Raw genomic sequence first — 23,335 nt, 5'->3', positions numbered from 1 at the left:
GTACTCCAGCCTCCAGGACTGGGAACTACCCCCGCGGGTGCGGGGACGACGTGACAGGTCGGTCCGCGTACACCTCTGGCACTGAACTACCCCCGCGGGTGCGGGGACGACCGTCGACCGTCAACTGGCCACGCTCATCAGGCAGAACTACCCCCGCGGGTGCGGGGACGACGCGAACGGCGCGAAGAGCAAGCCCAACAACCGAGAACTACCCCCGCGGGTGGAGGGACGACGAGGGCGGAACCCTCACCGACAGCAGCCTGACCGAACTACCCCCGCGGGTGCGGGGACGACCTGGAAACTCTGCGCGAGAAGGATACGGAGAAGGAACTAGCCCCGCGGGTGCGGGGACGACAACAAGCTGGTTCACCACTGTGACGGGTCCGTGGAACTACCCCCGCGGGTGCGGGGACGACACGTACTTGAACTACGGCCAAGCCCGGCGCCGGGAACTACCCCCGCGGGTGCGGGACGACCCATGGATGTCCGAGCGCCTGGGGCAGGGCCTCGAACTACCCCCGCGGGTGCGGGGACGACTCTCACGCAGGCTGTTCCACGAGTGGCGGAGCAGAACTACCCCCGCGGGTGCGGGGACGACATCCCGGCGGCCTTGGCTCCGGCCGCCATCCAGGAACTACCCCCGCGGGTGCGGGGACGACGACAAGAGCCGCAACGGCGGCGGGTCGGAGCCTGAACTACCCCCGCGGGTGCGGGGACGACCGCGACACAGCCCAATCCGCGTACGTACGGGGAGAACTACCCCCGCGGGTGCGGGGACGACAAATGGGTCTAGCATTCCGTCATGGAACTCGCAGAACTACCCCCGCGGGTGCGGGGACGACGCTGCGGGTCGGTCAGTGGTGGTGTGTGGGCCGGAACTACCCCCGCGGGTGCGGGGACGACGCGAGCTGGGGCAGCGTCTCGGGGTCGTACAGGGAACTACCTCCGCGGGTGCGGGGACGACAACTGGTCCCGCACTTCTACGGGGATGGAAAGAGAACTACCCCCGCGGGTGCGGGGACGACGCCGCCGTAGCTGCGGCCGGTGGCGTCGACGAGGAACTACCGCCGCGGGTGCGGGGACGACGGCGTACGGGCCGCGGTGAGGCGGGTACCGTCGGAACTACCCCCGCGGGTGCGGGGACGACGCAGTACGGGTGTGGCCGGGTCCGCGATCTGCGGAACTACCCCGCGGGTGCAGGGACGACAGCCGGTAGACACTCGGGATGTTCAGCCGCGCGGAACTACCCCGCGGGTGCGGGGACGACGGCGCTCTTGCTTCGGGACGCGTTGACACCACCGAACTACCCCCGCGGTGCGGGGACGACGGCCTCGTCTACCGGCAGCGTGTGCGGGTGGCCGAACTACCCCCGCGGGTGCGGGGGCGACGTCGCACCCAGCAGCAAGTCGACGTTGCGCAGCGAACTACCCCCGCAGGTGCGGGGACGACCAGGCCCGCCTCCAGGCCCGCGCCGAGGCCAAGGAACTACCCCCGCGGGTGCGGGGACGACGGCGTCCCCCCCCCCGCAAGGGCCGCAAGGACACCGAACTACCCCCGCGGGTGCGGGGACGACTTCGGTGAGGGCGGCGATGATCTGCTCGACGACGAACTACCCCTGCGGGTGCGGGGACGACTGGGAGCACACTCCGCTCATCGCGATCACCTGGGAACTACCCCTGCGGGTGCGGGGACGACGGACGAAGACTTCCTGGGCCAAGTCCTCTGCTGGAACTACCCCCGCGGGTGCGGGGACGACCGGTACGCCTGGTACAGCCGGGGGTGTAGCAGAGAACTACCCCCGCGGGTGCGGGGACGACGTCAACGAGGGCGCCCGAGAATTTCCGAGAGGAGAACTACCCCCGCGGGTGCGGGGACGACGCCACGGCCGCCTCCTACGAGATGAGCGTGAAGGAACTACCCCCGCGGGTGCGGGGACGACCCGGGCCCCCCCCAGCGTGTCGTCGGGCTCGTAGACCTACCCCCGCGGGTGCGGGGACGACGACGCCCCGCCGGCCAACGTGCTCGGCGCCCTGGAACTACCCCCGCGGGTGCGGGGACGACCCCACGCCCACCACCTGCGCGCCCGCCAAGCAGGAGCTACCCCCGCGGGTGCGGGGATGACACCGAGGGCCGCCACTACATCGCCGGACGCCGCGAACTACCCCCGCGGGTGCAGGGACGACCTGGTCCATGAGGTACCCGGCGTTGGGGTCGCGGAACTACCCCTGCGGGTGCGGGGACGACACCGCGACCGTGTACGGGCTGGCGGGCGTGCAGGAACTACCCCCGCGGGTGCGGGGACGACTGACGCCGGGGCCGGTGATGACGGCGTGGTAAATGCCGTAGAGGGCGGAGTTTGCTGCGGACAGCAGGCGGTTGACGTCATCGCCTGCTGCGAAGGCGTCGCCGGGTTTGTATTTCCGCTTGGTCCAGGGCACTCCGGTGCGTTCGGAGTGCTGGGTGTAGAGCCGACGGATGCGTGTGCCTTCCGGTCCTCGAAGTTGCTGGACGGTGAGGGCCTCTGGTGTCCTCCCGGGGGAAGCGCATGTCGTACATGCGGCGGGCGACCTTGACGCGTTCTTTGGGCCGGGTGACCAGCCATGCCTGCCGTAGCTGCAGCTGGGAGCCGCGCGCGATGCCGTGGCCTGAGGCGTAGAGGCGCACCCCGTGCTCACCGACCCAGCACAGGGCGGTGCCGGAGTCGGCGAGCAGGGTGACGGCTGCGTGCGTGATGCGGCTTCCGGGGCCGATGAGGAGGACGGCGAGCCAGGCCTCCGGAACGTGCACGACGCGTGCTTTGTTGACCAGGACGACGGCGTTGTCGTCGCGGTCGATGTGGCAGCGCTCGGCGTACAGGCTGGAGACGCGGTCCTCCAGCCTGTGGACTTCCTGGGGGCCGGCCCGCCAGCACGGCTCAGCCATGCGTCACCGCCGCTTCGGCTGTTGCCGGAGCCAGGGTGAGCAGTCCCTGCCCGTATCCTTTGGCCGGCCCGATGCCCTGCAGCAGGGCAACGCGCAGTGCGGTGGGGTCGGTGACTCTCAGGCGCCCTTCGAAGGTGGCGGTGGAGAGAGTGATCCGGGGTCCGTTGCGGTGTTTGTGGAAGCGCAGGATGTCGCGGCTGGTGATCGTTACGGCGGGTCCTGGTGTGTGCGTGGCGTCGGCGGTGAGTCCTGGAGCTGGTGTGGGGGTGGGCGTTGGGGGGATGGTGAAGCCGTGGCGTTCGGCTCGGGTGAGGAGCCAGTCGAGTTGCTGGGCTGCGGTGCGGTGGGCGACACGGAAGCCGCGTGGGCGGCGGGCGGAGTCGGGTTGTTCGGTGTGGGCTTTGAGGCGCGCGTTCTGCTGCTCGCTCGGTTTGGCGGGGTGCGGCACGCTCTGGACGGGGTTGGCGGTGAGGCGGAAGGTGAACTCTCTGCCGAGTGCGAGGCGTTCGAGCAGTGGGGTGTAGTCGGCGATGCGTGGGTGGCCGCCGTCGGCGCCGGGCCAGCCGGCTTCGTCGATCAGGTGTTGCCAGGAAGGGCGGCTTTCGGTGAGGACGAGGATCTCGGCTCGGTGGGGGGCGTTGGTTTCCATTCGCCACAGGATGCGTTCGGTGACGGGCTGCACGGCGAGACCGGCGAGGATGGCCGCATGCAGGCGGTGGGGGCTGGACAGCAGGGAGACGGCTTGGCGGCGGCGCGGGTTGAGGGCGATTTTCGACAGGTAGGGCATGAGGGTCACCAGCCCAGGAGAGCGAACGGGTCGTGGTCCAGGTGAGCCGCGCGGGCGTGGCCGGCGGTGGATGGTGCTGCTGGTCGGCCGGTGGGGAGGGTGACCCACAGGTGGCGGACGGCCCGCCGTCTGAAGAGGGTGCCGGTTTTGAGGTCGTAGGTGTCGGGCACGTCCACGGCGAGTTGGTCGCCAGCGGGGTCCTCGACGGTGGCTTCCAGTGTCACGTCCGCCGTACGGACCTGGCTGCGACGGTGGGCGGATGCCTGCCAGGGGACAGCGATGAGAGTGTCGGCGAGTTCGGCGTCGGCCTGCAGGCCGAGGCTGACCGGTCCGGTGGGAGGGCAGGAGCGGCGGCCGAGGTAAAGCGGGTAGCGGGGGTGGCGTACCGCGTGTTCCAGGCGTTCCAGGAGGGGGACGGGACCCTGCAGCGCGGCGACGAAGACGGCATCTTGGAGATAGAAGCGCTGGGTGACGCCGGTGTACTTGGGTGGGCTGGTCTTCGTCTGGACGCCCTTGGCGTTCACCTTGGCGGAGGGCAGGGGGATGCCGCGGTGGTCGCTGAAGGTGTGGTAATCCCGGAGCAGAGAGCCCGGCTGGTCGACGCGTACGCCGAGCCTGAGGCCGAGGAGGTCGGTGATCGATGTCTCGCGGGAGCGGCCCTGGGCGGCAGCGAGGAGGCCGAGGACGCCGGACTTGGTGGGGTGGGGCTGGGTCTCACGCCGGTTGTAGCGGGAGGGGCCGCCCCAGGACTGCAGCGGCGCGGCCAGCCTGAGGGTGAGGACGGCGTGGCCGGTCATCACGCGTCCGCCTTGGTGATCTGGCTGTCGGCCAGCCATTGTCCGATCTGCTCACTGAGGGAGTCGAGCAGCTGCGGGAAGGAGAGGGACGGGCCGAACGCCTCGGTCAGCTTGTCGGCGCCGAGGCTGTAGGCGGCCAGGGTGCTGAGGGGTTGGGCGCCCCAGGTGGCGGCGACGGATGTCAGTTCGCCTGCCAGGCGGACGGCGGACTCGGTCGCCAGGCCGGTGACGCCCACGACCGGTTCCTCGTAGGCGGAGACCAGGTTGACCGGCTGGTCGGTGCGCAGGGTGAGGAGTACCAGGTGGGGCAGGGTGCGGTGGGCGAAGGAGTTCTGGTGGCCGGTCGGCATGGAACGGGTGAAGGCGTCGACGAACCCGATAGCCGTCTCCCGCGTGTCTTTCGCGGAGCTGAGGTTGTCGCGCAGCTGGTGCACGCCGAGGACTGCGTAGCGGTACAGGGTGGAGGAGTTGAACTCGACCGTGCCGATCATTCCCGCGCCGTGGTCCTCGGTGTTCTCGTCGTCGACCGCCGTGTAGTAGTCGAACTCGGTGCGCACGGCATGGGTGGACAGGGCGTGGGCGACCTGGACGGCGGCGTCCACGTTGAGGGCGGGCAGGTCGGCGACCATGCGGCCGAAGAGCGCGACTTCGGCGGGGTGGCCGGCTGAGAGGGTGGCGACCACGGGGAGCTTGGCGACCTCGTCTTTTAGGTCCGCGTCGGAGAGGGTGCACAGGTCTGCGGCACGGTTGTTGAGCAGCTTGACGATCTCGTCGAGCTGGCGCTTGCCGAAGAAGAGGAGGTATGCGGATTGCTCTTCTTTCTTGGACGACTTGGTGATCCCCAGAGGCTCCAGCAGGGCCGCGGCCAGCCGCTCGGCCTGGGCGGTCTCAAGGCCCGTGCCGCCTTGCGCGGCCGGGCGGGCGAGCCGCTTGGCGAGCAGGGCGGCGATCCGCTTGGTCCGGGTCGCGCGGTCGGCCGGCTCGATGGCCTTGGCGAATTCGGTGCGGGTGGCCCGCTTCCAGGACTGGGAGGAGACCCGGGCGCGGCGGGCGCCGCCGTAAAGCGCCTGCTTGGGAGTCCCGGAGTCATCCCGGTTGGCGTTGGAGGGGGGCAGGCTCTGCAGGATGTGGACCTCGACGAACAAGGCGGGGGACTGAGTCACGGACGGGCTCCTCGGTGAGAGGGGGCATCGCCGGTGGGCGATGCCCGGCTGAAGCAGGAAGGCATGCGCGGCACTGGCAGGGGCCGTGCCGCGGGGGTGTCAGGAGTGGCTGGATGTGGGCTGGATGCGGAAGTCGCGGTCCCAGCGGTCACGGAAACTGCCCTGCATGTGGGGCTGCTTGGGGTCGTCCCAAGTGCGCAGGGCGGTGCGCAGCAGGTCGTAGTCGAGTCCGATACCGGCGCGCGAGAGCTGGGGGATGAGGCCCCGCAGGTGCATCGCCACCTCGCCGGTGTCGATCGAGGTGATCAGGGCACCGAGCCGGCGTTCCAGTGCCTCGTGTCCGCTGTCGTTCTTCGCCAGCAGTAAGCGGGCGGCGGTTCCGGGACTGTTGCCGGGGACATGCATGGTCCGGCTGCGGCCCTGCTGGTGCTGCCCGAAGAGGAAGAGTGCGGTGTGCTCGGCGATCAGGTCTTTGGTGAGGGCGCCTTGGTCCCGCAGGAGGGCAGACATGCGGGTTCGGTAGTAGGGCCACATCGCGGGGACGGCGCCGGCTTCACGGCCTGTGCCGGACCTCAGAGCCGCGAGCTGTGCACCGCTGTCCGCCCCATCCGGTGCGAAGCGGTCCCAGTACGGGGCGGCATCGGTGTCGTCCTCGGCGTTGGGCGGTTGGGTGTACTGCAGCCCCCAGGAACGCAGGACGCGGTCCTGGGCCGGACTGTCCCAGGCAGCGAGGTCGTACATCAGCCGGGTGTAGTCGAGGCCGATGCCTGCCTGCCCCAGCAGCGGGACGAGACGGTACAGATGCTGGATGAGCTCATCGAGGTCTTGTGCAGTGGCGGCCGCGATCAGCCGCTGCTGCACAGCGTTCTTCGAGAGTGCTTCGGCGCAGCGCAGGTGCCGGCAGGCCGTGCCCAGACCGGCCCGGGGCCGGTGGGCGGGTTCGGTCGCTGCCTGCTGGTGCCGGCCGAACAGCGTGAGTGCCGCGTGCTCGGCGATGTAGAGGCCGGGCAGGCGGTCGGTGCTGCGGGCGGCGTCTGTCACGCGCACCCGGTGGGCCTCGCGCATGGCGGCAACCGTGCCCGGTTCGCCGCTGATGCCCTCGCGTAAGCCCCGCAGCTTGCGTGTGATGTGCTCGGAGAAGCCGGGGCGGCCTTCCTGGCGGCGGGCGTGCCAGTCGGCGGCTGCCTCGTCCCAGAAGTAGGCGCGCAGGCTAGTGCGGGTCCTGCCCGTTGTAGTGCTCATGCAGCGTCATCCTCGTCATCGGAGAGCAAGGGGAGCAGGGTGAGGGTCTCGGCGAGCTTTTTGTAGAAGAGGCCGGCGGCTTTGCCGCTGCGGTACACGACCTCCTTGCCGTTGCTTTTCTCGACCCGTCCCACCGTCGCGCGCGGCGGCGCGGCAGCAAGGAGCGCGTCGGCCTCCCGGACGGCCGCCGCGCGCAGGCACTGCTCCCAGGCGTGCTGGGCCTGCTCCAGCCGGTCGTCGTCCTTGCCGAGGGTGCGCAGCCCGGCGAGCAGGCGGCGCATCGTGGCGTCGAGGCTGTGCAGCAGCCGGGAGGAGGGGCGCTGGCCCTTGTCCCGGGCCAGTGGTTCGCCGCCGGACGCCCGCCGCAGATCGTTGTTGAGGTTGTCCAGGGCGCGGCCGACCTGGTCCGCCTGGCGCACGCATTCCAGGATCGCGGCGCGCAGCCAGGCGTCTTCGGCGAGCAGGCAGGTGACGGGGAGAGGAGGGCTGTCGCCGATGGCGTTCTCGACGACGGCGGACTGGGTGCCGTATTCGAGGCCGCAGATCTCCACACCGAGCGCGTAGTTTTCAGGCAGGGCGTCGTCGGCGCGCAGGTCACCGGTCTGCCGCAGAAGGACGGAGGTGTACGGCCCGTCGCTCTCGACGGGCAGGGCCAGCGCGAGCAGTGTGCTCAGCCCCTGCCAGGCCGAACGCCCGGAGATATGGCGGCGGGGGCGCCGGGCGGGCTGTCCCGCCTTCGGCTTCGCCGTGTGCGACCACGCCGTGTGCGGGTCTGCTTCCGGAGTCTGTGTGAGGCGGTCGCCGGCGCAGACGATCACGCGGTGCACACGCACTCCCTGCTCCGACTCGCACGGGATCAGCCGGATGCGGCGTGCCTGGAAGGTGAGCAGGTCCAGCAGCCCCCCGGCCGGGCGCGGCGACCACTGGGGGCCAGCTGGGGATTTCCATCCCAGCGAGGCAGGCCGTTCCTCCCACGCCCACTGCGGCCGGTCCGCCGGGTCCAGGCCGGCGGCCAGGATGGGCGTGTTCAGCATCAGCGTCTCGAACAGGTTCTGGCCTACCGGGACGATCACGCCGAGCTGGCCGAGCGGGCCCGTCGGGTTGCCGGTCGTCTTCCCGTTCTTCGCCTGTGGATCACCCACGGCCCCGGTTTTAATCGATGCCGTGTCCCAGCAGTGCGCATGGAGCAGCCACAACAGCGCCTGCCCGGGCGGCAAAAGCACCTCGTCGCCCTCGCTGACCGCGCTGAATAGCGGCACGTTGTTGCCGGAGGCGAGCGAGGGCACGAGCTGCCCAGCCGACTTCGCCTCGCCGTTGAGCGCTTGCAGACCGGCGACCTGGGCGAACGGGCGCTCATCGTCGAAAAGCCGGAAACGGTCACCGTATCGGGGCCCGAGGTAGTCGGTCAGCTGCTCCACTTCGGCATCCGAGAACCGGCCGCGGTTGAACCGCTGTGCCCACTCCTGCCGCGTGCGCGGCACGCCGATGGCATCCCACACCACCGGCAGCAGCAGCTGCCGCAGCAGCGCCGGCAGCATCGTCGGCACCGGCAGTTCCAGCCTCCGGACCGTGTGGGCACCGACCAGCCCACCTAACAGGCCGGTTTTACGGACGGCGCTGTCGGCGTCCGCTGTGCTCAGCCAGTCGCCGTGGACGAGATCTCCCGCAGCGTCCATGATCGATTCCCCCTCCAGGGATCGTGCGTACCCCCGAACGCACAGGTTGACTTGCCAACTCGCCCTGTCTGCAACTGGGTTGGCCCCAACGAGGCTGGCAGGAAAGGTTTAATGCTTGCAACTGATTCGGGGAATCCCAGCCAGCCCGTTTCTCTTTGGCCTGTTCGTGCGGGCGAGCCGGTACCCTGCCCCACGGCGCGAGGAGCCGCTGCCCCTCCCCGAATGCCGGGGGTGTTCCCGTTTAGTGCTTCACGTCGTCCCCGCAGCGCGGGGTGAGTGGAACTGCGGTCCCGGCTCCCGCGCCGTTCAGCCTCGGTCGACGACCAGCCCGAGCACGTCGTCGTACCCGACTCGTTCCTTGCCCAGGAGAGCTGTCCCGCCGTCTTCCAGGACCAGCGCCCGCGTATAGCGCAGCCAGGGATGACCGGCCCACCCCGGCAAAGGGGCGAGCTCCGCCTCCGCGGCTTCTGCGAGGCGTGCAGGGAGCCGCACTGTGCCGCCCAGCAGTCGGCTGACCGCCGTCTCGTCATCCACCTCGCCGTGCACCCCCATCCAGGTCCCGTCGAGTGCCCGGTAGCCATCGGGGGAGCGGCGGACGAGCACGACCTCCACCGACCGCTTGCCATCGCGTACCACGGCGTCGAGATCCTGTTCCGACGCCGCCCGGCTGCCCGCATAGTGCAACCCCTCCAACGTCGGCGCCCCCCATTCCCGCGGACGCGTCAGAAGGAAGCCCTCCGCGCACTTCTCCCGCTGCTGCTCCTTCGCCTGCCACGCCTCCCAGGCCACACCCTCATTCCAGTGCGGCGGGCAGACCGACGCCTCTCCGTAGCCCCTGGCCACCAGGCCCGGCACGTCAGCCGGAAGACTCCAGCCGCCCCCGCGCGCCGCATCTGTGCCCAACAGTCCAGCAGCCTCGGATACCAGAGCGGCTGCCCTCAACAGGGCCCACTCCCCATAGATCGCCTTCGACGCCGCAAGGAAGCGCGGCCGGCCGCCGGCCCCAGCCGCCACGCCCGTCACCAGGACACGCGGCGCGGCGAATGCCGTCGGTCTGCGGGTCCCGTTGTGCCGGTGGAGCCGCCCGATGCGCTGCAGCAGCAAGTCGACGGGAGCCAGGTCCGTGATCAACAGATCGGCGTCAATGTCGAACGACTGCTCGGCCAGCTGGGTGGCGATCACCACCATCCGGCCAGGCCGCCCCTCACCCGCCTCCGGCCCCAGCAGCCGCAGGCACTCCTCGGTCCGCTGCGCCCGGTCGGCCGCGCACAGTCGCCCGTGCAGCAGCCGCACCTGCCCCTCGAACCCCGCTTTCGTCAGCGCACGATGAATAGCCTGGGCACGGTCGACTGCATTGACCACCACCAGCACCACGCCGCCATCGGCAAGCTCTTCTGACACCGCCGAGGCGATCACCTCCCCGTCCCCGGTGATGTCCGGCAGCCAGCCAAGCCGCGTCGGCGTCGACGCACGCCAGGCCGGCACGGCCTCACGCGAACTCTCCGCCACCGGAGACCCACTGAGGGCATAGGCCACGGTGACACAGGGATATCCGGCCGGCTCCGGTACCAGGCAGTGGACATCCGCCGCGCTCAGAGCACCCGACAGATACGCGTCGACGAACGCCTGCCGCTGCGCCGGCGGGAGCGTCGCCGACAGCAGGACCACCGGAACCCTGGCCTGCCCGAGCCAGCGCAACGCCTCAAGGAGGAACTGACGCATGTAGACGTCCGCAGCATGCACCTCATCGACCACCACGACCTTGCCGACCAGGCCGGCGAAGCGCAGCATCACATGCCGCGTGCGGGTCGCCGCGTGCAGAAGATGGTCCACGGTGCCGACGGCAAACGCGGTGAGCAGACCCCGCTTATTGCCAAGGAACCACAAGGCCGGGCCGTCACGCCCCTCCTGCGGAGCGCTGTCGCCCCCCGGCGTCCAGGAGGGCATGCCGTACTCTGCATCCTCCTCCGTCGCCCCGTAGACGTCGAACGGGTCCAGGAACGCTGACTCCTCATCACTGCCGGACGTTCCCTCCTGTCCGGCTCGCTGGTGCTCCCAGATCTGCCGCCATGTCGGGTTGAAGCGGCGCTTGCCGTGCAGCAGCGTGACCTGCGCTTCCAAGTCCGGATCGAACGACCGCACCCACTCCAGCACCTGCTCGTACATCGGATCGCTGGTCGCCTGCGTCGGCATGGCCACGAAGACGCCGTCCAGCCCGAACCGGGCGGCCAGCACTTCGGCCGCCGCCAGCGCGGCCTTCGTCTTACCCTCCCCCATGGGCGCCTCTGCCACCATCAGCCCCGGCGCCGGCATCGACCACGCCCGCCCCACCAGCTCCCGCTGCGACGCCCTCGGAATCACCCTCAACCGCTCAGTCAGCGGAGCAAACTGACCTGAGGGAACCGCGAGTTCGTACCATCCGCCTCGCAGGCCGAGCCGCCGCCACGCCGCCTCCGCCCGCCGACGCGCCCCAGCGAGAGAGATCTTGTGCGCATCCGTGAGACCTTCGAACTGCTCGCTGTCACTGGCAATCCAGTCCGCCATAACAATCAGCCCGGACAGCCCCAACTGCTCCGCCCGGTTCAACGCCTCCACCGGGCGCGCATCCGCGAGATCCGCGAACCCCACAGCCCGGGTGAACACGTCCACCACCGCCCGCTGCGCCTCCGCCCACGCGGCCCCGCGCCCCTGCACCTCCCGATGCTTCGGCTGCAGCCCCTGCACCGACGGAAACGCCCCGTGATGCCCGGCCACCAACGGCCATACCCAAGCCGCACTCTCCGCGTTGCCCCACTCCGCGACCAGCCTCGGCCGCAATAACGCAGCACCCGCCACGTCATGCCGCCACCGCTGCCGCCGGTCCGCCGGCAGCCGCCCCCACGTCAGCCCCGCCGCCCTGACCGGAGCAGCCTCCGCATCGTCCATCGCCTGGAAAGCAGGACACGCCTTCCCGCAGTCATGAATCCCGCAGATCCACATGAACCACAGCCGCCCGCGCCCACCACTGACCTCCTCCAGCCGCTGCCGCAACGCGGCCGACAGGTACCGCTCCCACATCACCTCGGCCACGGCAGCGGTATCCAGCAGGTGCCCGAGCAGCAAATGGGACCGGCCCCCGTTCCGTGCCGCGGACTTCCCCCACAACCGCGACACCCTGGCAACAGCTGCATCCGAGAGGCCCATCACACGCATCAGGTCCACAACCGACCGCATGTCCTCCACCGGCACAGCCCCTTCCGTACAGTGGACCCGCACCATAGACCCACGCACTGACAACGGCCCCCAGCCACCGATGCCATCGGATGAAAACCAGCTTCACCGCTAGCATTAGCCCAGGTCGAGAAGGTCATCCCCGCACCTGCGGGGGTAGTCCAGCATGCTGGTCGACCAGTACCGGGCCAGCAGAGTCGTTCCCGCACCTGCGGGGGTTGTCCGCTGACGGCCGAGCGGCTGGCCGTCGGCGCCACGTCGTCCCCGCACCTGTGGGGGTAGTCCGACCGAGGACGCCCCCGAGCAGGCATGACCCGCGTCGTCCCCGCACCTGCGGGGGTAGTCCGTTCGGGTTCTTCCTGTGCCGGTGGAGGCCGCCGTCGTCCCCGCACCTGCGGGGGTAGTCCGCGGCCTGGGCGCCGTTCTAACTGATCGTTTCAGAATCAGGTTCGGAGTCGCCGCAGACAGATGATGCTGCAGGCGAGTTGGAGCAGGCCCAAGTGGAGGTCGGCGCGTATCTCGTAGCGGATCCGCAGGCGCTTGAACTGGTGGAGCCAAGCGAAGGTCCGCTCGACCACCCAGCGGGTCTTGCCGAGTCCGGATCCGTGGGCGACGCCGCGGCGGGCGATCCTCGGGGTGATGCCCCGGCGGCGGAGTATGCGGCGGTACTTGTCGTAGTCGTAGCCGCGGTCGGCGAACAGCCGGCGTGGTCGGCGGCGGGGCCTGCCGCGCAGGCCCCGGATCGGTGGGATGGCGTCCAGCAGCGGCAGGAGCTGGGTGACGTCGTGTCGGTTGCCACCCGTGAGCGTGATGGCGAGCGGAGTCCCCTGGCGGTCGACGATCAGGTGGTGCTTGGAGCCAGAACGGGCGCGGTCGACCGGCGAGGGGCCAACAAGATCCCCCCTTTGAGAGCCCGGATGTGCGATCCGTCCACGGAGCAGTCGTCCAGCTCCAGCAGGCCCCCGCGTCGGAGCTCGGTCAGCAGCGCGGCGTGCAGGCGCGACCAGACACCCGCATCGGTCCAGTCGCGCAGCCGACGCCAAGCCGTGACACCGGAGCAGCCCACGGTTTCCGTCGGAACGTCGCGCCAGGCGAAACCGGTTCGCAGCACGTACATCACACCGGCGAGTGCCACTCGGTCGGAACGCGCAGGCGCCCGGGGTGGCGACGTCGTCGTTCGGGAGTGGGCGGCAGCAGTGGGGCCACGCGCTCCCACAAATCGTCCGGAACAAGATCAGTACGCGCCCGGACACCTTGCCCACCGTGCCCCCAACGGCACAACCCGCTTGCTTGACTTGGCCCAGAACGTGCCTGTGAGGTAGCGGAAGCAAGCCAGATCAGTTCAGCGACGGCGGAACCCAGGCGTGGTGACGCAGGATCATATTCATGGCGACCCGGGACGGTGTCAGTCGCATTGCCGTGTTCCGCAGGGCGACGGCCAGCGGGTGGGACAGTTGCTGGCCCATTTTCCCGGCCTGCCGGGCGGCCACCGCGATGGCCTGGCTCCGTGGCCGGCGTTCGGCATCGTAGCGGGCGAGCGCGGTCTCGACGGTGGACCCGGCATCGAGGGCAGCGGCCAGAGTGACCGCGTCCTCCAGGGCCTGGCAGGCGCCCTGTCCCAGGTTGGGGGTCATCGCATGGGCTGCGTCGCCGAGCAGCGCGATCCGACCGACTACGTATGAGGGGAGAGGCGTGCGGAGTTCGTTCACGTCGTGATGCAACACGGCCTCGGGCCGGGTCGCGTCGAGTAGAGCGGGGATCGGGGCGTGCCAGGTGTGGAATCGTCGGCGCAGCTCGGTCAGTGGGTCGGCGAACCGCGTCCCGGCGGGGAGGCTGAGGACTGCGTGCCACTCGGCCCTCCCGTCCAGGAGAGCGATGTGTCCGAACTCCGCGCCTCGGCCCCAGGTCAGCTCGAAGTCGGTACGCAGATCGACCGCGTGCTCGGTGATTGCCCGCAACACTGTCGAGCCGCTGTGGACCGGACCAGGGTGGTCTGGGAAGAGTTGGTCGCGGACTGTGCTGCCGATACCGTCGGCTGCCACTACCAGATCGGCCTCCAAGACCGTGGTGCTGTGGCCGACGTGGACCGCCTCCGGGCCAACCTGTGCGACCGTTGCCGCCTCGGAGCCGATCGCCAGTGCCCCGGCGGGCAATGCCTCGCGAAGCAGTCGATGCAAGATGGAACGGGGGATGCCCATGATCGGCGTGCCCACCGCCTTCTCCAGTGCTGAGCCTTCCATCCGGGCCAGCCAGCTGCCCCGGGGCGTCCGGGTGCCGCCGCTGTACTGGCCTCGCGACGCGTCCCGAACCGCCCCGCCGACGCCGAGTTCGTCCAACGCGCGCAGGCCGTTGGCAGCCAATGAGATGCCTGCCCCCGCGTCCTCAAGCAGGGAAGAACGCTCAAGGACCGTCACGTCCCAGCCAATGCGGTGCAGGCCGATTGCGGCGGCCAGCCCGCCGATTCCCCCTCCGACTACCACTGCCGTGTTGCCCATGGCGGAGCCCCCTTCTTCTACATTTGTAGAAGCCGACTCTATCCCGAGCTTCTACGGGTGTAGAAAGGGGTCATGGTCTCGGATCGGCGCACCCTTCTTGCAGATGCAGCTCTCGACGTTCTCGCCGACGAGGGGATGCGCGGCCTGACCCACCGCGCGGTCGACCGCAGAGCAGCCATGCCGCCCGGCACTACCTCGGCCTACTTCCGCACCCGCGCCGCACTGCTGACCGGACTCGTCGCCCGCCTGGTCCAACTCGACCAGGCGGAACTTCACGCAACGGCCGACGATCTTCCACCCCTGCATACCGTCGAGGAACTGGTGGACGGCATGGTGACGCTCACTCGACAGCGACTCACCGGCGAGGGCCGCCGACGCTCGCTCGCCCGCCACGCTTGCGCCGTCGAGAGCGTGCGCGACAAAGAACTGCGCGAGATCCTCGTGACCCGCGAGAACGCCGGCCGCGAGGCCGTCCGGCTATTCCTCGTCAAGCACGGCGTTATCGACGTCGAGAACCGCACTCACACTTTGCTGACCTGCATCGACGGACTCGTCTTCGATCGACTGGTGAACGGCGGCGAGGTATCACGCGAGGCCCTCGAAGGACTGGTCGCCGCCGCGCTGCGTTAGACCCCAGGCGTCCACGGTCCCGCTCGAAACAGCCGGCAGCCCCAGCTGTCTCCACCACCTACGAACCTCATTCTGAAACGATCAGTAAGGGCGCGTCGCCGTCGTCCCCGCACCTGCGGGGGTAGTCCCATGGTGCTGCGTACGGGCGGGACCTTCACCCAGTCGTCCCCGCATCTGCGGGGGTAGTTCTGCGTTTGATGACGCAGGGACCGGCCCGCAGCGCTTCACCATCGCGCCTGATGCCCGCTGCGTCGGTGAGCAGGAAGGGCATCAGGGGTATCTACAGCCAGGGCCAGCTCCGCTGGCTCCGGCCGAAGCCCTCATGCAGCGGCGATGATCTCGTTGTCCGTTGTGTCGATGTCATGGAACGTGAGCGAGTACAGAACCGGCTCCGGAGGCCGTTCGATTTTCCGGTATTTTCGCAGGTCAGCGGCCTAGCTGACGCTATGTTAGCCGCACGGTCCCGCATGTGTCCCGCCAGAATAAAAGTGTCCGATAGATTTTATATAGCAGTTTAGTCCGATCTCGTGGTCCCGGGTAGGAGGCCGGAAATATTCCTACCGCTTCCCTGTGTTCCGCTTCGGTGTCCACGCGATCCGGGGGGTGTCGGGCCTGAAGCTGTTCCATACGACGAAGAGCGGCGTGACGGAGGTCATCCCGCGTTTGGCCGAGGCGGAGGCCGATGTGCAGGGCCTCGTCGAGGCGCATATGGAGGCTGTGCTGGGGGTGAGGTTCCTGGCGAGTGAGTACAGTACCGGGCCCGTGCACGGGGGCCGGATCGACTCCCTGGGTCTGGATGAGAACGGTGCCCCGGTGATCGTCGAGTTTACCGACCGCAGGTAGTCCCTCGACTTTCGCGGTTTTCGTAGGTTGTCAGGGGCTGTTGGCGCTGGCTGCGGCCCAGGCGTGGTGGACGGCGCGGATTTCGTCGTCGGTGGGTTGAGCGGGGTTGTTGGCGGAAAACCTGGCGGCGATGATCACGCGGCGGAGCTTGGCGGTCATGTCGGTGAAGGCCGGTTCGCTCTTCGTGATGTACCAGGGGGCTGTGCGGCGTCGTTCGGCGGTGTCGTCGGGGTGGTGGCCGTGGAGCGTGTACCAGACGACGGTGATCGTGTAGCAGTACAGGGCGAAGGGCACGGTCCGCTCGACCGCGCGGCGGGTACGGTTCTCGGCCTGCCCGGCGCCGAGGTGTTCCCGTGCTTCCGCGAAGGTGACCTCGATGGACCACCGGGATGCATAACGGGCCACCAACTCGGCGGCGGTACTGGTGAGATCGGTGGTGACCAGCACCAGGAGCGGGCGGCCCGGTATGGTATCGGCCACGATGACCACGCGGACCGTTTGGGTGTGCAGGGAGCCGAACCACAGACAGCGCCGCTCGGCGATGTGCACGGCGTCGGTGCGCTGGTAGCGGGTGACCGCGAACGGGCGGAAAACAAGCGTTTCGGCCAGGTCGGCGGGGGTGCCCAGGCGCTCTCCCTTGATACGGGGACGGCCGCGGCGGCCGGTTCGCGGGGGCGCGAGGCCGTAGAGGACCGCGTTCTTGGGCAGGCGGGTGGTCAGGGTGACGTGCTCGGGCAGGCCGCGCAGCGGGCGGCCGTGGTAGGCGGCATCCGCGACGATGTCGATGCGGCGCCGGTGGTGGCAGGCGGACAGGGTGCGGATCATCGCCGCGGCGAGTTCCACCTTGGTCTTCTCGCCTTTCGGCCGCCACAGCCGGGCCATGACCGGCAGACACACCGGCCGGGCGAGGAAGGGCAGGTGGACGATCAGGCCCAGAACGACGAAACAGGTCCCCCGCCCCGTCCCGCGGGGTGTCTTCGCGGCGCCGTCGTGCTGCCAGGCAGCGCCGAACACCTTCTTCCCTGACCGCTTGAACAAGGTGTCGTCCACCGCCGCCACCAGCGGTTGTCCCTCGGGCACCAGCAGACAGGCGATCACGTGCGAGCAGACGATGCCGAGCAGATCGGCATCCCAGGCGGCACGGGAGAAGAAGGAGTGCGCACGGTCGTGCGGCCAGCACTGCTGAAGGCCCGCGGCTGTGAGCATGCCGGTCACCGTCCGCCGACCGGTCTGCGCGATCGCCCCCACCACCAGCACGGCGAAGGTCTGAAACGTCGGCGTGGTGAAGCAACCCTTCAGCTTCGCCAGCACGGCGAGCAGAGACGGCGGTACGGTCGGAGCGGGAAGCATCGGCGGCCCCCTCCCTGGGAGGGCGGACTATGACACCGCCGATGCTTCTCTCATGCGGTCGCCACCACGGCCGACTCGGCCAATCCCGCCCCACCTCACGGCCTCACCGCACCCCCACGAAAACCGCGAAAGTCGAGGCCTCACCGCACCCCCACGAAAACCGCGAAAGTCGAGTAGTCCTGCCCGTGATGTCCGTCTGGGACTGTGACCAGCACGTCCCGGGCTTGTTCACCGACCGTGTCCGGGACGTCTGTCATGTTCTGGAGTCGGTACGGAGGACGAGTGGCACGGCACGTTGTGGTCGGGGACTTGAGGGTCCAGCAGATCGAGCGGAAGGACGGGCGCCGGTCGTGGACGGTCGTGTGGCCCGAGGGGACGGTGCACACGGAGGCGGATCGGTTCCTGCGTCTGCATGATGGTTCGGGAACGCAGAGGACGTACGCGTATCTGCTGGTGGACCATCTGCGGTGGCTGGAGCGGGAATGCCTGGCCTTCACCGCAGTCCAACTGCGAGACCTTGAACGGTACATGGGCATGGTCGGTGCCGCTCGGCGAGCCGTGGCGGGTCGGCAAGCGCCCCTACGGCCACTCCGCGTTGTCGACTGCGGCGGCTTGTCTGAAGGGTTTCTACCTGCATCAGTCCTCCCTCGGCATCAACGGCGAACTCGGCAAGAAGCTCGATAAGTCGCGGCTGCCGTCGCGGGTGGACCGGCGCCGTTCGTTCCTCGGGCATGTGAAGTCATCGCTGCCCACCAACCCGCTGGCACCGAAGGCACCGCACCGCCGGCATCCGAAGATGCTTCCGGACGGGGCCCGGGAGAGGCTGCTGGAGACGGTGAACGCCGCCCGGGACCGGCTGGTGGTCACCTGGCTCGCCGACGGCGGGCTTGGGCCTGTCCGGCGGATCATGGCGTCGTAGGCTTCAGGGCATGCACAGCACCCTGACGGAGCATGCCCGGTGTCTTTACGGAGACGAGTACCGACCAACCCCGGAGTGCGACCAGGAGCACGAGGAACGCTACTTCGTGGAGGAGCTGACCTTCGCGGACGCGGATGTGATCCTCGCCATGCTGCGTGAGCTCTGTCCGCAGGCAGTCGACGGTCAGTTGCCGGTCTGGGTCCGGAACCTGGCCTATCGGCTGGTGCTGCTGCAGCGCCCGGATGAACCGGCACTGATGCGGGAGGCCGCCGAAAACCTGTGGCTGCACGGACCGGACTGGGACGCCATCGCGGCCGACCTGACGAAGCGGGCCGATGCGCTGGAAGCTGGCTGATCATGCCTTGAGCCAGAGGCGGATCGAGGCCAGGGTGACGGTGCCGTGGAAGACATAGGTGCGTTTGTCGAACCTGGTGGCCACGGCGCGGGAGTTCTTGAGCGCCAAGATCGTCCGTTCCACTTCGTTCCTGCGCTTGTAGATCGTCGTGTCGAAGCTGGTGGGCCGTCCGCCCTTGCTGCCGCGACGTTGACGGTTGTCCCGTTGGTTCCTCGGTTCGGGGATGGTGTGCTTGATCTGCCGCCTTCGCAGGTAGCGGCGGTTGCGGCGGGACGAATACGCCTTGTCACCGCCGACATGGTCCGGACGGGCGCGGGGGCGTCCGCCGCCCCGGCGCCCGACGCGGATGCGGTCCATGACAGGGATGAACTGCGGGGCGTCGCCCCCCTGACGCGGCGTGATCAGCAGGGCCAAGGGGCGGAGCCCGCCTTCGCCCGCCAGATGGATTTTGCTGGTGAAGCCGCCCCGGGAGCGCCCGAGCCCTTCGTCGGGACGGTGCTGCCGGGGCGTGCGTCTTTTCCCGGTACCCGCGGGGGCTTCTTGCGTGCGCCGGCAGCGTGCTGATGGGCCCGGCAGGTGGTGGAGTCCACGGACACCATCGACCAGTCGATGCGGCCCTCGGCATCCGCGTCGGCCAGAACGGCCGCGAAGATCCTGTCCCACGTGCCGTCCGCTGACCAGTGTCTGTGTCTCTCGTACACGGTCTTCCACTTCCCGAACCGCGCAGGCAGATCCCGCCACGGCACACCCGTCCGGTTCCGGTACAGGATCCCGTTGATGATCCTGCGGTGACTGGCCCAACGCCCACCGCGCCGCCCCGACTTGGGCAGATGCGGCTTCAGCCGGGCCCATTCCTCGCTCGTAAGATCTCCCCGCCCCATGAACATGCCAACGGGCTGAGGCGAGAGAAGTCATATGATCCGCCGGACAGGCCCTAGTCATCCGCCATGCGAGCGAAGTGCTGCCGCACTGCCCGTTGTAGTTCGGCGCGGTTCAACCTGGCGTCCCTCTGGCGCTCGGCCTGCGGCCTCCCCGGGTGCAGCTCATCCCAGAACGTTCGAGGCGTCCTTGCTGCGCGAGTACCCCCCGGCATGTGGGCCCCGAAGCCTTCGACGACGACGTTCCAGACCGGTCGGTGATCACCGATCATGAGCCGCTCAGGGCCGATCGTCCAGATTTCGTCTACTGGGAGATACCGCACCAGGAAGTCCTGGACAGCAAGGTCGTGCACGTCCTCGAGCGATCGCAGATGGACGCGCAGCCGGTGATTCATGGAACCCCGGACGACCACCCCGCTATGAGACTTCCCACTCGGCACGGACTTGCCGACATAGATCGGAACCGCGCAAGCCGATGAGGACACCGGGCGATAGAGGGCGTGCGACCCCACGTAGTACAGGGCATACAGACCTTCAACCGGCGCCGCAGGGAACGAGGCGAGCGGGACGGGTGGAGCACTTTCCAGCGCCCACTGCACTGAACGTTCCAGGTTCTCGCGTCGTAGCGGGTCGAACCGGCCTGAAGTGTCGCCGGCGTCATCTACGTCAGAGCTGGGTTCTCGGGCGAACTGCCGACTCCGGTCCTCTGCTCGCGGCCCGGGGGGCGGAGTCCGTCGATCCTCCTTGGCCTGCCTGAGCAGTTCAAGCAACGGAGTCGAGTCCGCGCCGAGAGCCCGGCAGATCCTAACGACCGTGTCCGCAGATGGGACTTTCCGTCCCTTGCGGGCATTCAGTGCGTTGCTGATCACTGTCCGCCCCAGAGAATCGCACCTGGCGACGAGCTGATTGACGTTCCAGCCGCTCTTCACACGCAAGTCAGTCAGACGCTGACCCAGTTCAGCCAGCGGGTCACTCGTCACGCGCCCTCCCCCGCTCTCCTTGTTCACCTCTGTGCACCATTGTGCATGGTGAACAAAAAGTGTCGATCGCGGGTGGAAGGTAGGTCCGGACAACGACGAAGGAGGGCTGCAGGTGTCATACGAGTACGTCGTCATCTGGGTGTTGAGCGGGGTGGTAGCCGTGGAAACGGCCGTGATCTGCGGAGGTATCACGGGCGTGCTTCACCACCTCGGCGGCAACCCTCTTCCGGCTGTCCTGCTGAAGGCTGGCACGGCGTTCGGAGCCTGTCTCACGTTGAGCGCCGCGATGGCAGGGCTCGTGATCAGCAAGGGTTGATGGTCCCGGCGAGGCCAGACAGGGCCCTTCCGGATCTCGCTGGACGGGCCCTGCCTCACCGCACGCGTGCAACCGCTTCACCCTGCAGTGGCGGTGGGGCCACCCGATACAACAAGACCGCCACCATCTACCTCGCAGGACTCCGCCTCGCCGCCATCTTCATCTGGTCAGCGCGGTGATCGGAAGGAAACGCCTTGGCCCATGCACATGTGCGTTGCGCGGATGAAGTTGTCTGAGTGGAGGCGGGAGGCCTTTCGATGGGGTGGTTGGGGTGGCGGTGGAGGCTCAAGGATCCGCATGATCGCCGGTTTCGGAAACCGGGGATCATCCGCTATATATCCGCCTGTGCACCCCCCGGGGTGCACCCTGTCGGGGGATGGCCGCGCGTACGGCAGTTGCGGCACTGTGGTGCCGGCGCCGTACGGTCTGCGAGGGGAGCGACATGCCGGGTTGCACGTGGTCCGCGCCGAGGCGGAGGTGCCCAGGCGCCGTCCGGGGGCGGAGCTGTCGTCCAATCCGTCGCTGGTGACCATGGCCTTCTCCTTCTCGCAGTTGGCCTGAGTCGCCCCATCCGGTGACACGCTGCAGGAGTGGACGGTGACGCTCACCGCCCTGGACACGCACGAGGACGACACCGAGATCGGGTGTCTGAGGCTGTACCGGCTGTGCGACTACACCGGCTACAGCCGCATCCGTGGCGCCGACGAGATGTCCGGGGACCCCCTGCAGATCGCCGAGACGGTTCTGGACGGAGAGGCTTACAGCGCCGCCTTTGAGGAAGCGGTCGAGACGCCGGTAGGGGACCTGCTCATCCTGGACGAGGTCGTCCTGGACGGGGCATGGCGCGGCTTCCGCTTGGCCCCCGTGTTCGCCCTGGAAGCCATCCTGCGTCTGCAGGGCGGCTGTTGCGCGGTGGCCTGTACCTCGGGCGTCAGCGAGTGGCCCGCGGACGGGCGGGAACTGACGCGGGTGGAATACGACGTGGCTGCTGGGAAGATCGCCGCGCTGTGGCAGAGGATCGGCTTCCAGTCTTTCGCCGACGGGGTGTACCTGCGCGATACCGCCCTCGACTACAGCGAGTTTCTTCGGGCGCGCCGGGTGGACCTGGCGCAGCTGTTGGCCGAGTTCCGCGCCGCCCGGCGCTGAGGTTCTCGGTGGGTACTGGGAATCCGGCTCTGGGTCGCAAGGGGCTCAGCGGTGTGCTGTGGCCTCCCCCGCTCTCCTTGTTCACCTCTGTGCACCATTGTGCATGGTGAACAAAAAGTGTCGATCGCGGGTGGAAGGTAGGTCCGGACAACGACGAAGGAGGGCTGCAGGTGTCATACGAGTACGTCGTCATCTGGGTGTTGAGCGGGGTGGTAGCCGTGGAAACGGCCGTGATCTGCGGAGGTATCACGGGCGTGCTTCACCACCTCGGCGGCAACCCTCTTCCGGCTGTCCTGCTGAAGGCTGGCACGGCGTTCGGAGCCTGTCTCACGTTGAGCGCCGCGATGGCAGGGCTCGTGATCAGCAAGGGTTGATGGTCCCGGCGAGGCCAGACAGGGCCCTTCCGGATCTCGCTGGACGGGCCCTGCCTCACCGCACGCGTGCAACCGCTTCACCCTGCAGTGGCGGTGGGGCCACCCGATACAACAAGACCGCCACCATCTACCTCGCAGGACTCCGCCTCGCCGCCATCTTCATCTGGTCAGCGCGGTGATCGGAAGGAAACGCCTTGGCCCATGCACATGTGCGTTGCGCGGATGAAGTTGTCTGAGTGGAGGCGGGAGGCCTTTCGATGGGGTGGTTGGGGTGGCGGTGGAGGCTCAAGGATCCGCATGATCGCCGGTTTCGGAAACCGGGGATCATCCGCTATATATCCGCCTGTGCACCCCCCGGGGTGCACCCTGTCGGGGGATGGCCGCGCGTACGGCAGTTGCGGCACTGTGGTGCCGGCGCCGTACGGTCTGCGAGGGGAGCGACATGCCGGGTTGCACGTGGTCCGCGCCGAGGCGGAGGTGCCCAGGCGCCGTCCGGGGGCGGAGCTGTCGTCCAATCCGTCGCTGGTGACCATGGCCTTCTCCTTCTCGCAGTTGGCCTGAGTCGCCCCATCCGGTGACACGCTGCAGGAGTGGACGGTGACGCTCACCGCCCTGGACACGCACGAGGACGACACCGAGATCGGGTGTCTGAGGCTGTACCGGCTGTGCGACTACACCGGCTACAGCCGCATCCGTGGCGCCGACGAGATGTCCGGGGACCCCCTGCAGATCGCCGAGACGGTTCTGGACGGAGAGGCTTACAGCGCCGCCTTTGAGGAAGCGGTCGAGACGCCGGTAGGGGACCTGCTCATCCTGGACGAGGTCGTCCTGGACGGGGCATGGCGCGGCTTCCGCTTGGCCCCCGTGTTCGCCCTGGAAGCCATCCTGCGTCTGCAGGGCGGCTGTTGCGCGGTGGCCTGTACCTCGGGCGTCAGCGAGTGGCCCGCGGACGGGCGGGAACTGACGCGGGTGGAATACGACGTGGCTGCTGGGAAGATCGCCGCGCTGTGGCAGAGGATCGGCTTCCAGTCTTTCGCCGACGGGGTGTACCTGCGCGATACCGCCCTCGACTACAGCGAGTTTCTTCGGGCGCGCCGGGTGGACCTGGCGCAGCTGTTGGCCGAGTTCCGCGCCGCCCGGCGCTGAGGTTCTCGGTGGGTACTGGGAATCCGGCTCTGGGTCGCAAGGGGCTCAGCGGTGTGCTGTGGGGCGGGGGCTGGTCGGCAGTGTCGGCGGGAGGCTGGTGATGGGG

Annotated in this window: 18 protein-coding genes, 2 pseudogenes and 2 CRISPR repeat arrays; of the genes and pseudogenes, 8 read left to right on the top strand and 12 right to left on the bottom strand. The window is 68.8% G+C overall.

The features are described 5' to 3' along the window. Window positions 1–22: 22 nt before the first annotated feature. Window positions 23–1,147: a CRISPR direct-repeat array (repeat unit 28 nt; unit sequence GAACTACCCCCGCGGGTGCGGGGACGAC). 212 nt (window positions 1,148–1,359) lie between these two features. After that, window positions 1,360–2,305: direct repeats of the CRISPR family, unit length 28 nt; unit sequence GAACTACCCCCGCGGGTGCGGGGACGAC. A gap of 77 nt (window positions 2,306–2,382) precedes the next feature. The 9 genes and pseudogenes from A8W25_RS31665 to A8W25_RS31620 all read right to left on the bottom strand — a co-directional run bounded on the left by A8W25_RS31665 (window position 2,383) and on the right by A8W25_RS31620 (window position 14,292). After that, window positions 2,383–2,922, bottom strand: coding sequence for a CRISPR-associated endonuclease Cas1 (locus tag A8W25_RS31665; RefSeq protein ID WP_079126571.1), 540 nt, complete (start codon window positions 2,920–2,922; stop codon window positions 2,383–2,385). Further along, window positions 2,915–3,709 carry a type I-E CRISPR-associated protein Cas6/Cse3/CasE gene (cas6e, locus tag A8W25_RS31660; RefSeq protein WP_067167995.1) on the bottom strand — a complete coding sequence of 265 codons (795 nt, stop codon included), beginning with the start codon at window positions 3,707–3,709 and terminating at the stop codon, window positions 2,915–2,917. The genes A8W25_RS31665 and cas6e overlap by 8 nt, the downstream gene beginning before the upstream one ends. A 5-nt stretch (window positions 3,710–3,714) precedes the next feature. Then, window positions 3,715–4,506, bottom strand: a complete 792-nt coding sequence (gene cas5e, locus A8W25_RS31655) for a type I-E CRISPR-associated protein Cas5/CasD (RefSeq protein ID WP_067167983.1) — start codon at window positions 4,504–4,506, stop codon at window positions 3,715–3,717. After that, complete coding sequence (gene cas7e, locus A8W25_RS31650; RefSeq protein ID WP_067167982.1) at window positions 4,506–5,669, bottom strand: type I-E CRISPR-associated protein Cas7/Cse4/CasC; 1,164 nt, start codon at window positions 5,667–5,669, stop codon at window positions 4,506–4,508. Before cas7e ends, cas5e begins: the two co-directional genes overlap by 1 nt. 99 nt (window positions 5,670–5,768) lie before the next feature. Further along, a complete protein-coding gene (casB, locus tag A8W25_RS31645; protein WP_067167980.1) occupies window positions 5,769–6,911 on the bottom strand; it encodes a type I-E CRISPR-associated protein Cse2/CasB in 1,143 nt (380 codons plus the stop codon). After that, complete coding sequence (casA, locus tag A8W25_RS31640) at window positions 6,908–8,587, bottom strand: type I-E CRISPR-associated protein Cse1/CasA (protein WP_079126570.1); 1,680 nt, start codon at window positions 8,585–8,587, stop codon at window positions 6,908–6,910. The genes casB and casA overlap by 4 nt, the downstream gene beginning before the upstream one ends. 306 nt (window positions 8,588–8,893) lie before the next feature. Beyond that, window positions 8,894–11,815, bottom strand: a complete 2,922-nt coding sequence (cas3, locus tag A8W25_RS31635; protein ID WP_420708547.1) for a CRISPR-associated helicase Cas3' — start codon at window positions 11,813–11,815, stop codon at window positions 8,894–8,896. Window positions 11,816–12,240: 425 nt separating this feature from the next. Then, a pseudogene (locus A8W25_RS33165) lies at window positions 12,241–13,078 on the bottom strand (IS5 family transposase). A gap of 56 nt (window positions 13,079–13,134) precedes the next feature. Then, entirely contained in the window at window positions 13,135–14,292 is a 1,158-nt protein-coding gene (locus tag A8W25_RS31620) for an FAD-dependent monooxygenase (protein WP_067167978.1), read from the bottom strand. A 72-nt stretch (window positions 14,293–14,364) separates the two neighbouring features. On the opposite strand from A8W25_RS31620, the gene A8W25_RS31615 reads away from it, so the two are divergent. Together A8W25_RS31615 and A8W25_RS31610 are read left to right on the top strand one after the other, a co-directional pair. Next, a complete protein-coding gene (locus A8W25_RS31615) occupies window positions 14,365–14,922 on the top strand; it encodes a TetR/AcrR family transcriptional regulator (protein ID WP_067167976.1) in 558 nt (185 codons plus the stop codon). A 603-nt stretch (window positions 14,923–15,525) separates the two neighbouring features. After that, a pseudogene (locus tag A8W25_RS31610) lies at window positions 15,526–15,750 on the top strand (transporter); the annotation flags it as partial. A gap of 45 nt (window positions 15,751–15,795) precedes the next feature. Here the strand turns inward: A8W25_RS31610 and A8W25_RS31605 are convergent. Then, window positions 15,796–17,115, bottom strand: coding sequence for a transposase (locus A8W25_RS31605; RefSeq protein WP_067167973.1), 1,320 nt, complete (start codon window positions 17,113–17,115; stop codon window positions 15,796–15,798). A gap of 541 nt (window positions 17,116–17,656) precedes the next feature. On the opposite strand from A8W25_RS31605, the gene A8W25_RS35360 reads away from it, so the two are divergent. Together A8W25_RS35360 and A8W25_RS31595 are read left to right on the top strand one after the other, a co-directional pair. Next, window positions 17,657–18,034, top strand: coding sequence for a hypothetical protein (locus tag A8W25_RS35360; protein WP_234386787.1), 378 nt, complete (start codon window positions 17,657–17,659; stop codon window positions 18,032–18,034). A gap of 10 nt (window positions 18,035–18,044) precedes the next feature. After that, a complete protein-coding gene (locus A8W25_RS31595) occupies window positions 18,045–18,389 on the top strand; it encodes a hypothetical protein (protein WP_067167971.1) in 345 nt (114 codons plus the stop codon). Here A8W25_RS31595 and A8W25_RS33160 read toward each other — a convergent pair. After that, window positions 18,390–19,270 (bottom strand): IS5 family transposase gene (locus A8W25_RS33160; protein ID WP_107470853.1). Its coding sequence is split into 2 segments (ribosomal slippage): window positions 18,390–18,910 and window positions 18,910–19,270, totalling 882 coding nucleotides; the frame shifts between segments, so codons are not numbered across the junction. Window positions 19,271–19,323: 53 nt separating this feature from the next. Beyond that, on the bottom strand, window positions 19,324–20,382 hold the full coding sequence (locus tag A8W25_RS35895) for an Eco29kI family restriction endonuclease (RefSeq protein WP_420708546.1): 1,059 nt from the start codon (window positions 20,380–20,382) through the stop codon (window positions 19,324–19,326). On the opposite strand from A8W25_RS35895, the gene A8W25_RS34220 reads away from it, so the two are divergent. From A8W25_RS34220 to A8W25_RS33145, 4 genes are all read left to right on the top strand, one after another. Continuing rightward, entirely contained in the window at window positions 20,360–20,563 is a 204-nt protein-coding gene (locus tag A8W25_RS34220; RefSeq protein ID WP_067167963.1) for a hypothetical protein, read from the top strand. The genes A8W25_RS35895 and A8W25_RS34220 overlap by 23 nt on opposite strands. Before the next feature lie 597 nt (window positions 20,564–21,160). Continuing rightward, the gene (locus A8W25_RS33150) at window positions 21,161–21,709 is read left to right on the top strand and encodes a hypothetical protein (protein ID WP_079126568.1); all 549 of its coding nucleotides are present in this window, start codon (window positions 21,161–21,163) and stop codon (window positions 21,707–21,709) included. Window positions 21,710–21,879: 170 nt separating this feature from the next. Beyond that, window positions 21,880–22,083: a hypothetical protein gene (locus A8W25_RS31565; RefSeq protein ID WP_067167963.1), complete on the top strand. Its 204-nt coding sequence runs from the start codon at window positions 21,880–21,882 to the stop codon at window positions 22,081–22,083. 597 nt (window positions 22,084–22,680) lie between these two features. Further along, window positions 22,681–23,229 carry a hypothetical protein gene (locus A8W25_RS33145; protein ID WP_079126568.1) on the top strand — a complete coding sequence of 183 codons (549 nt, stop codon included), beginning with the start codon at window positions 22,681–22,683 and terminating at the stop codon, window positions 23,227–23,229. Window positions 23,230–23,335 lie beyond the last annotated feature (106 nt).

Source organism: Streptomyces sp. ERV7 (genome assembly GCF_001653515.1).
Classification (GTDB): Bacteria; Actinomycetota; Actinomycetes; order Streptomycetales; family Streptomycetaceae; genus Streptomyces.
Note: the sequence above shows the minus strand (reverse complement) of the source record. Positions and strands in the feature narration are given on the sequence as shown.

Bases quoted from the DNA above. Each gene is read 5' to 3' on its own strand.
- A8W25_RS31665 (WP_079126571.1), bottom strand. From the start codon at position 2,922: ATGGCTGAGCCGTGCTGGCGGGCCGGCCCCCAGGAAGTCCACAGGCTG.
- cas6e (WP_067167995.1), bottom strand. From the start codon at position 3,709: ATGCCCTACCTGTCGAAAATCGCCCTCAACCCGCGCCGCCGCCAAGCC.
- cas5e (WP_067167983.1), bottom strand. From the start codon at position 4,506: ATGACCGGCCACGCCGTCCTCACCCTCAGGCTGGCCGCGCCGCTGCAG.
- casB (WP_067167980.1), bottom strand. From the start codon at position 6,911: ATGAGCACTACAACGGGCAGGACCCGCACTAGCCTGCGCGCCTACTTC.
- casA (WP_079126570.1), bottom strand. From the start codon at position 8,587: ATGGACGCTGCGGGAGATCTCGTCCACGGCGACTGGCTGAGCACAGCG.
- A8W25_RS31620 (WP_067167978.1), bottom strand. From the start codon at position 14,292: ATGGGCAACACGGCAGTGGTAGTCGGAGGGGGAATCGGCGGGCTGGCC.
- A8W25_RS31615 (WP_067167976.1), top strand. From the start codon at position 14,365: ATGGTCTCGGATCGGCGCACCCTTCTTGCAGATGCAGCTCTCGACGTT.
- A8W25_RS31605 (WP_067167973.1), bottom strand. From the start codon at position 17,115: ATGCTTCCCGCTCCGACCGTACCGCCGTCTCTGCTCGCCGTGCTGGCG.
- A8W25_RS31595 (WP_067167971.1), top strand. From the start codon at position 18,045: ATGCACAGCACCCTGACGGAGCATGCCCGGTGTCTTTACGGAGACGAG.
- A8W25_RS35895 (WP_420708546.1), bottom strand. From the start codon at position 20,382: ATGACGACGTACTCGTATGACACCTGCAGCCCTCCTTCGTCGTTGTCC.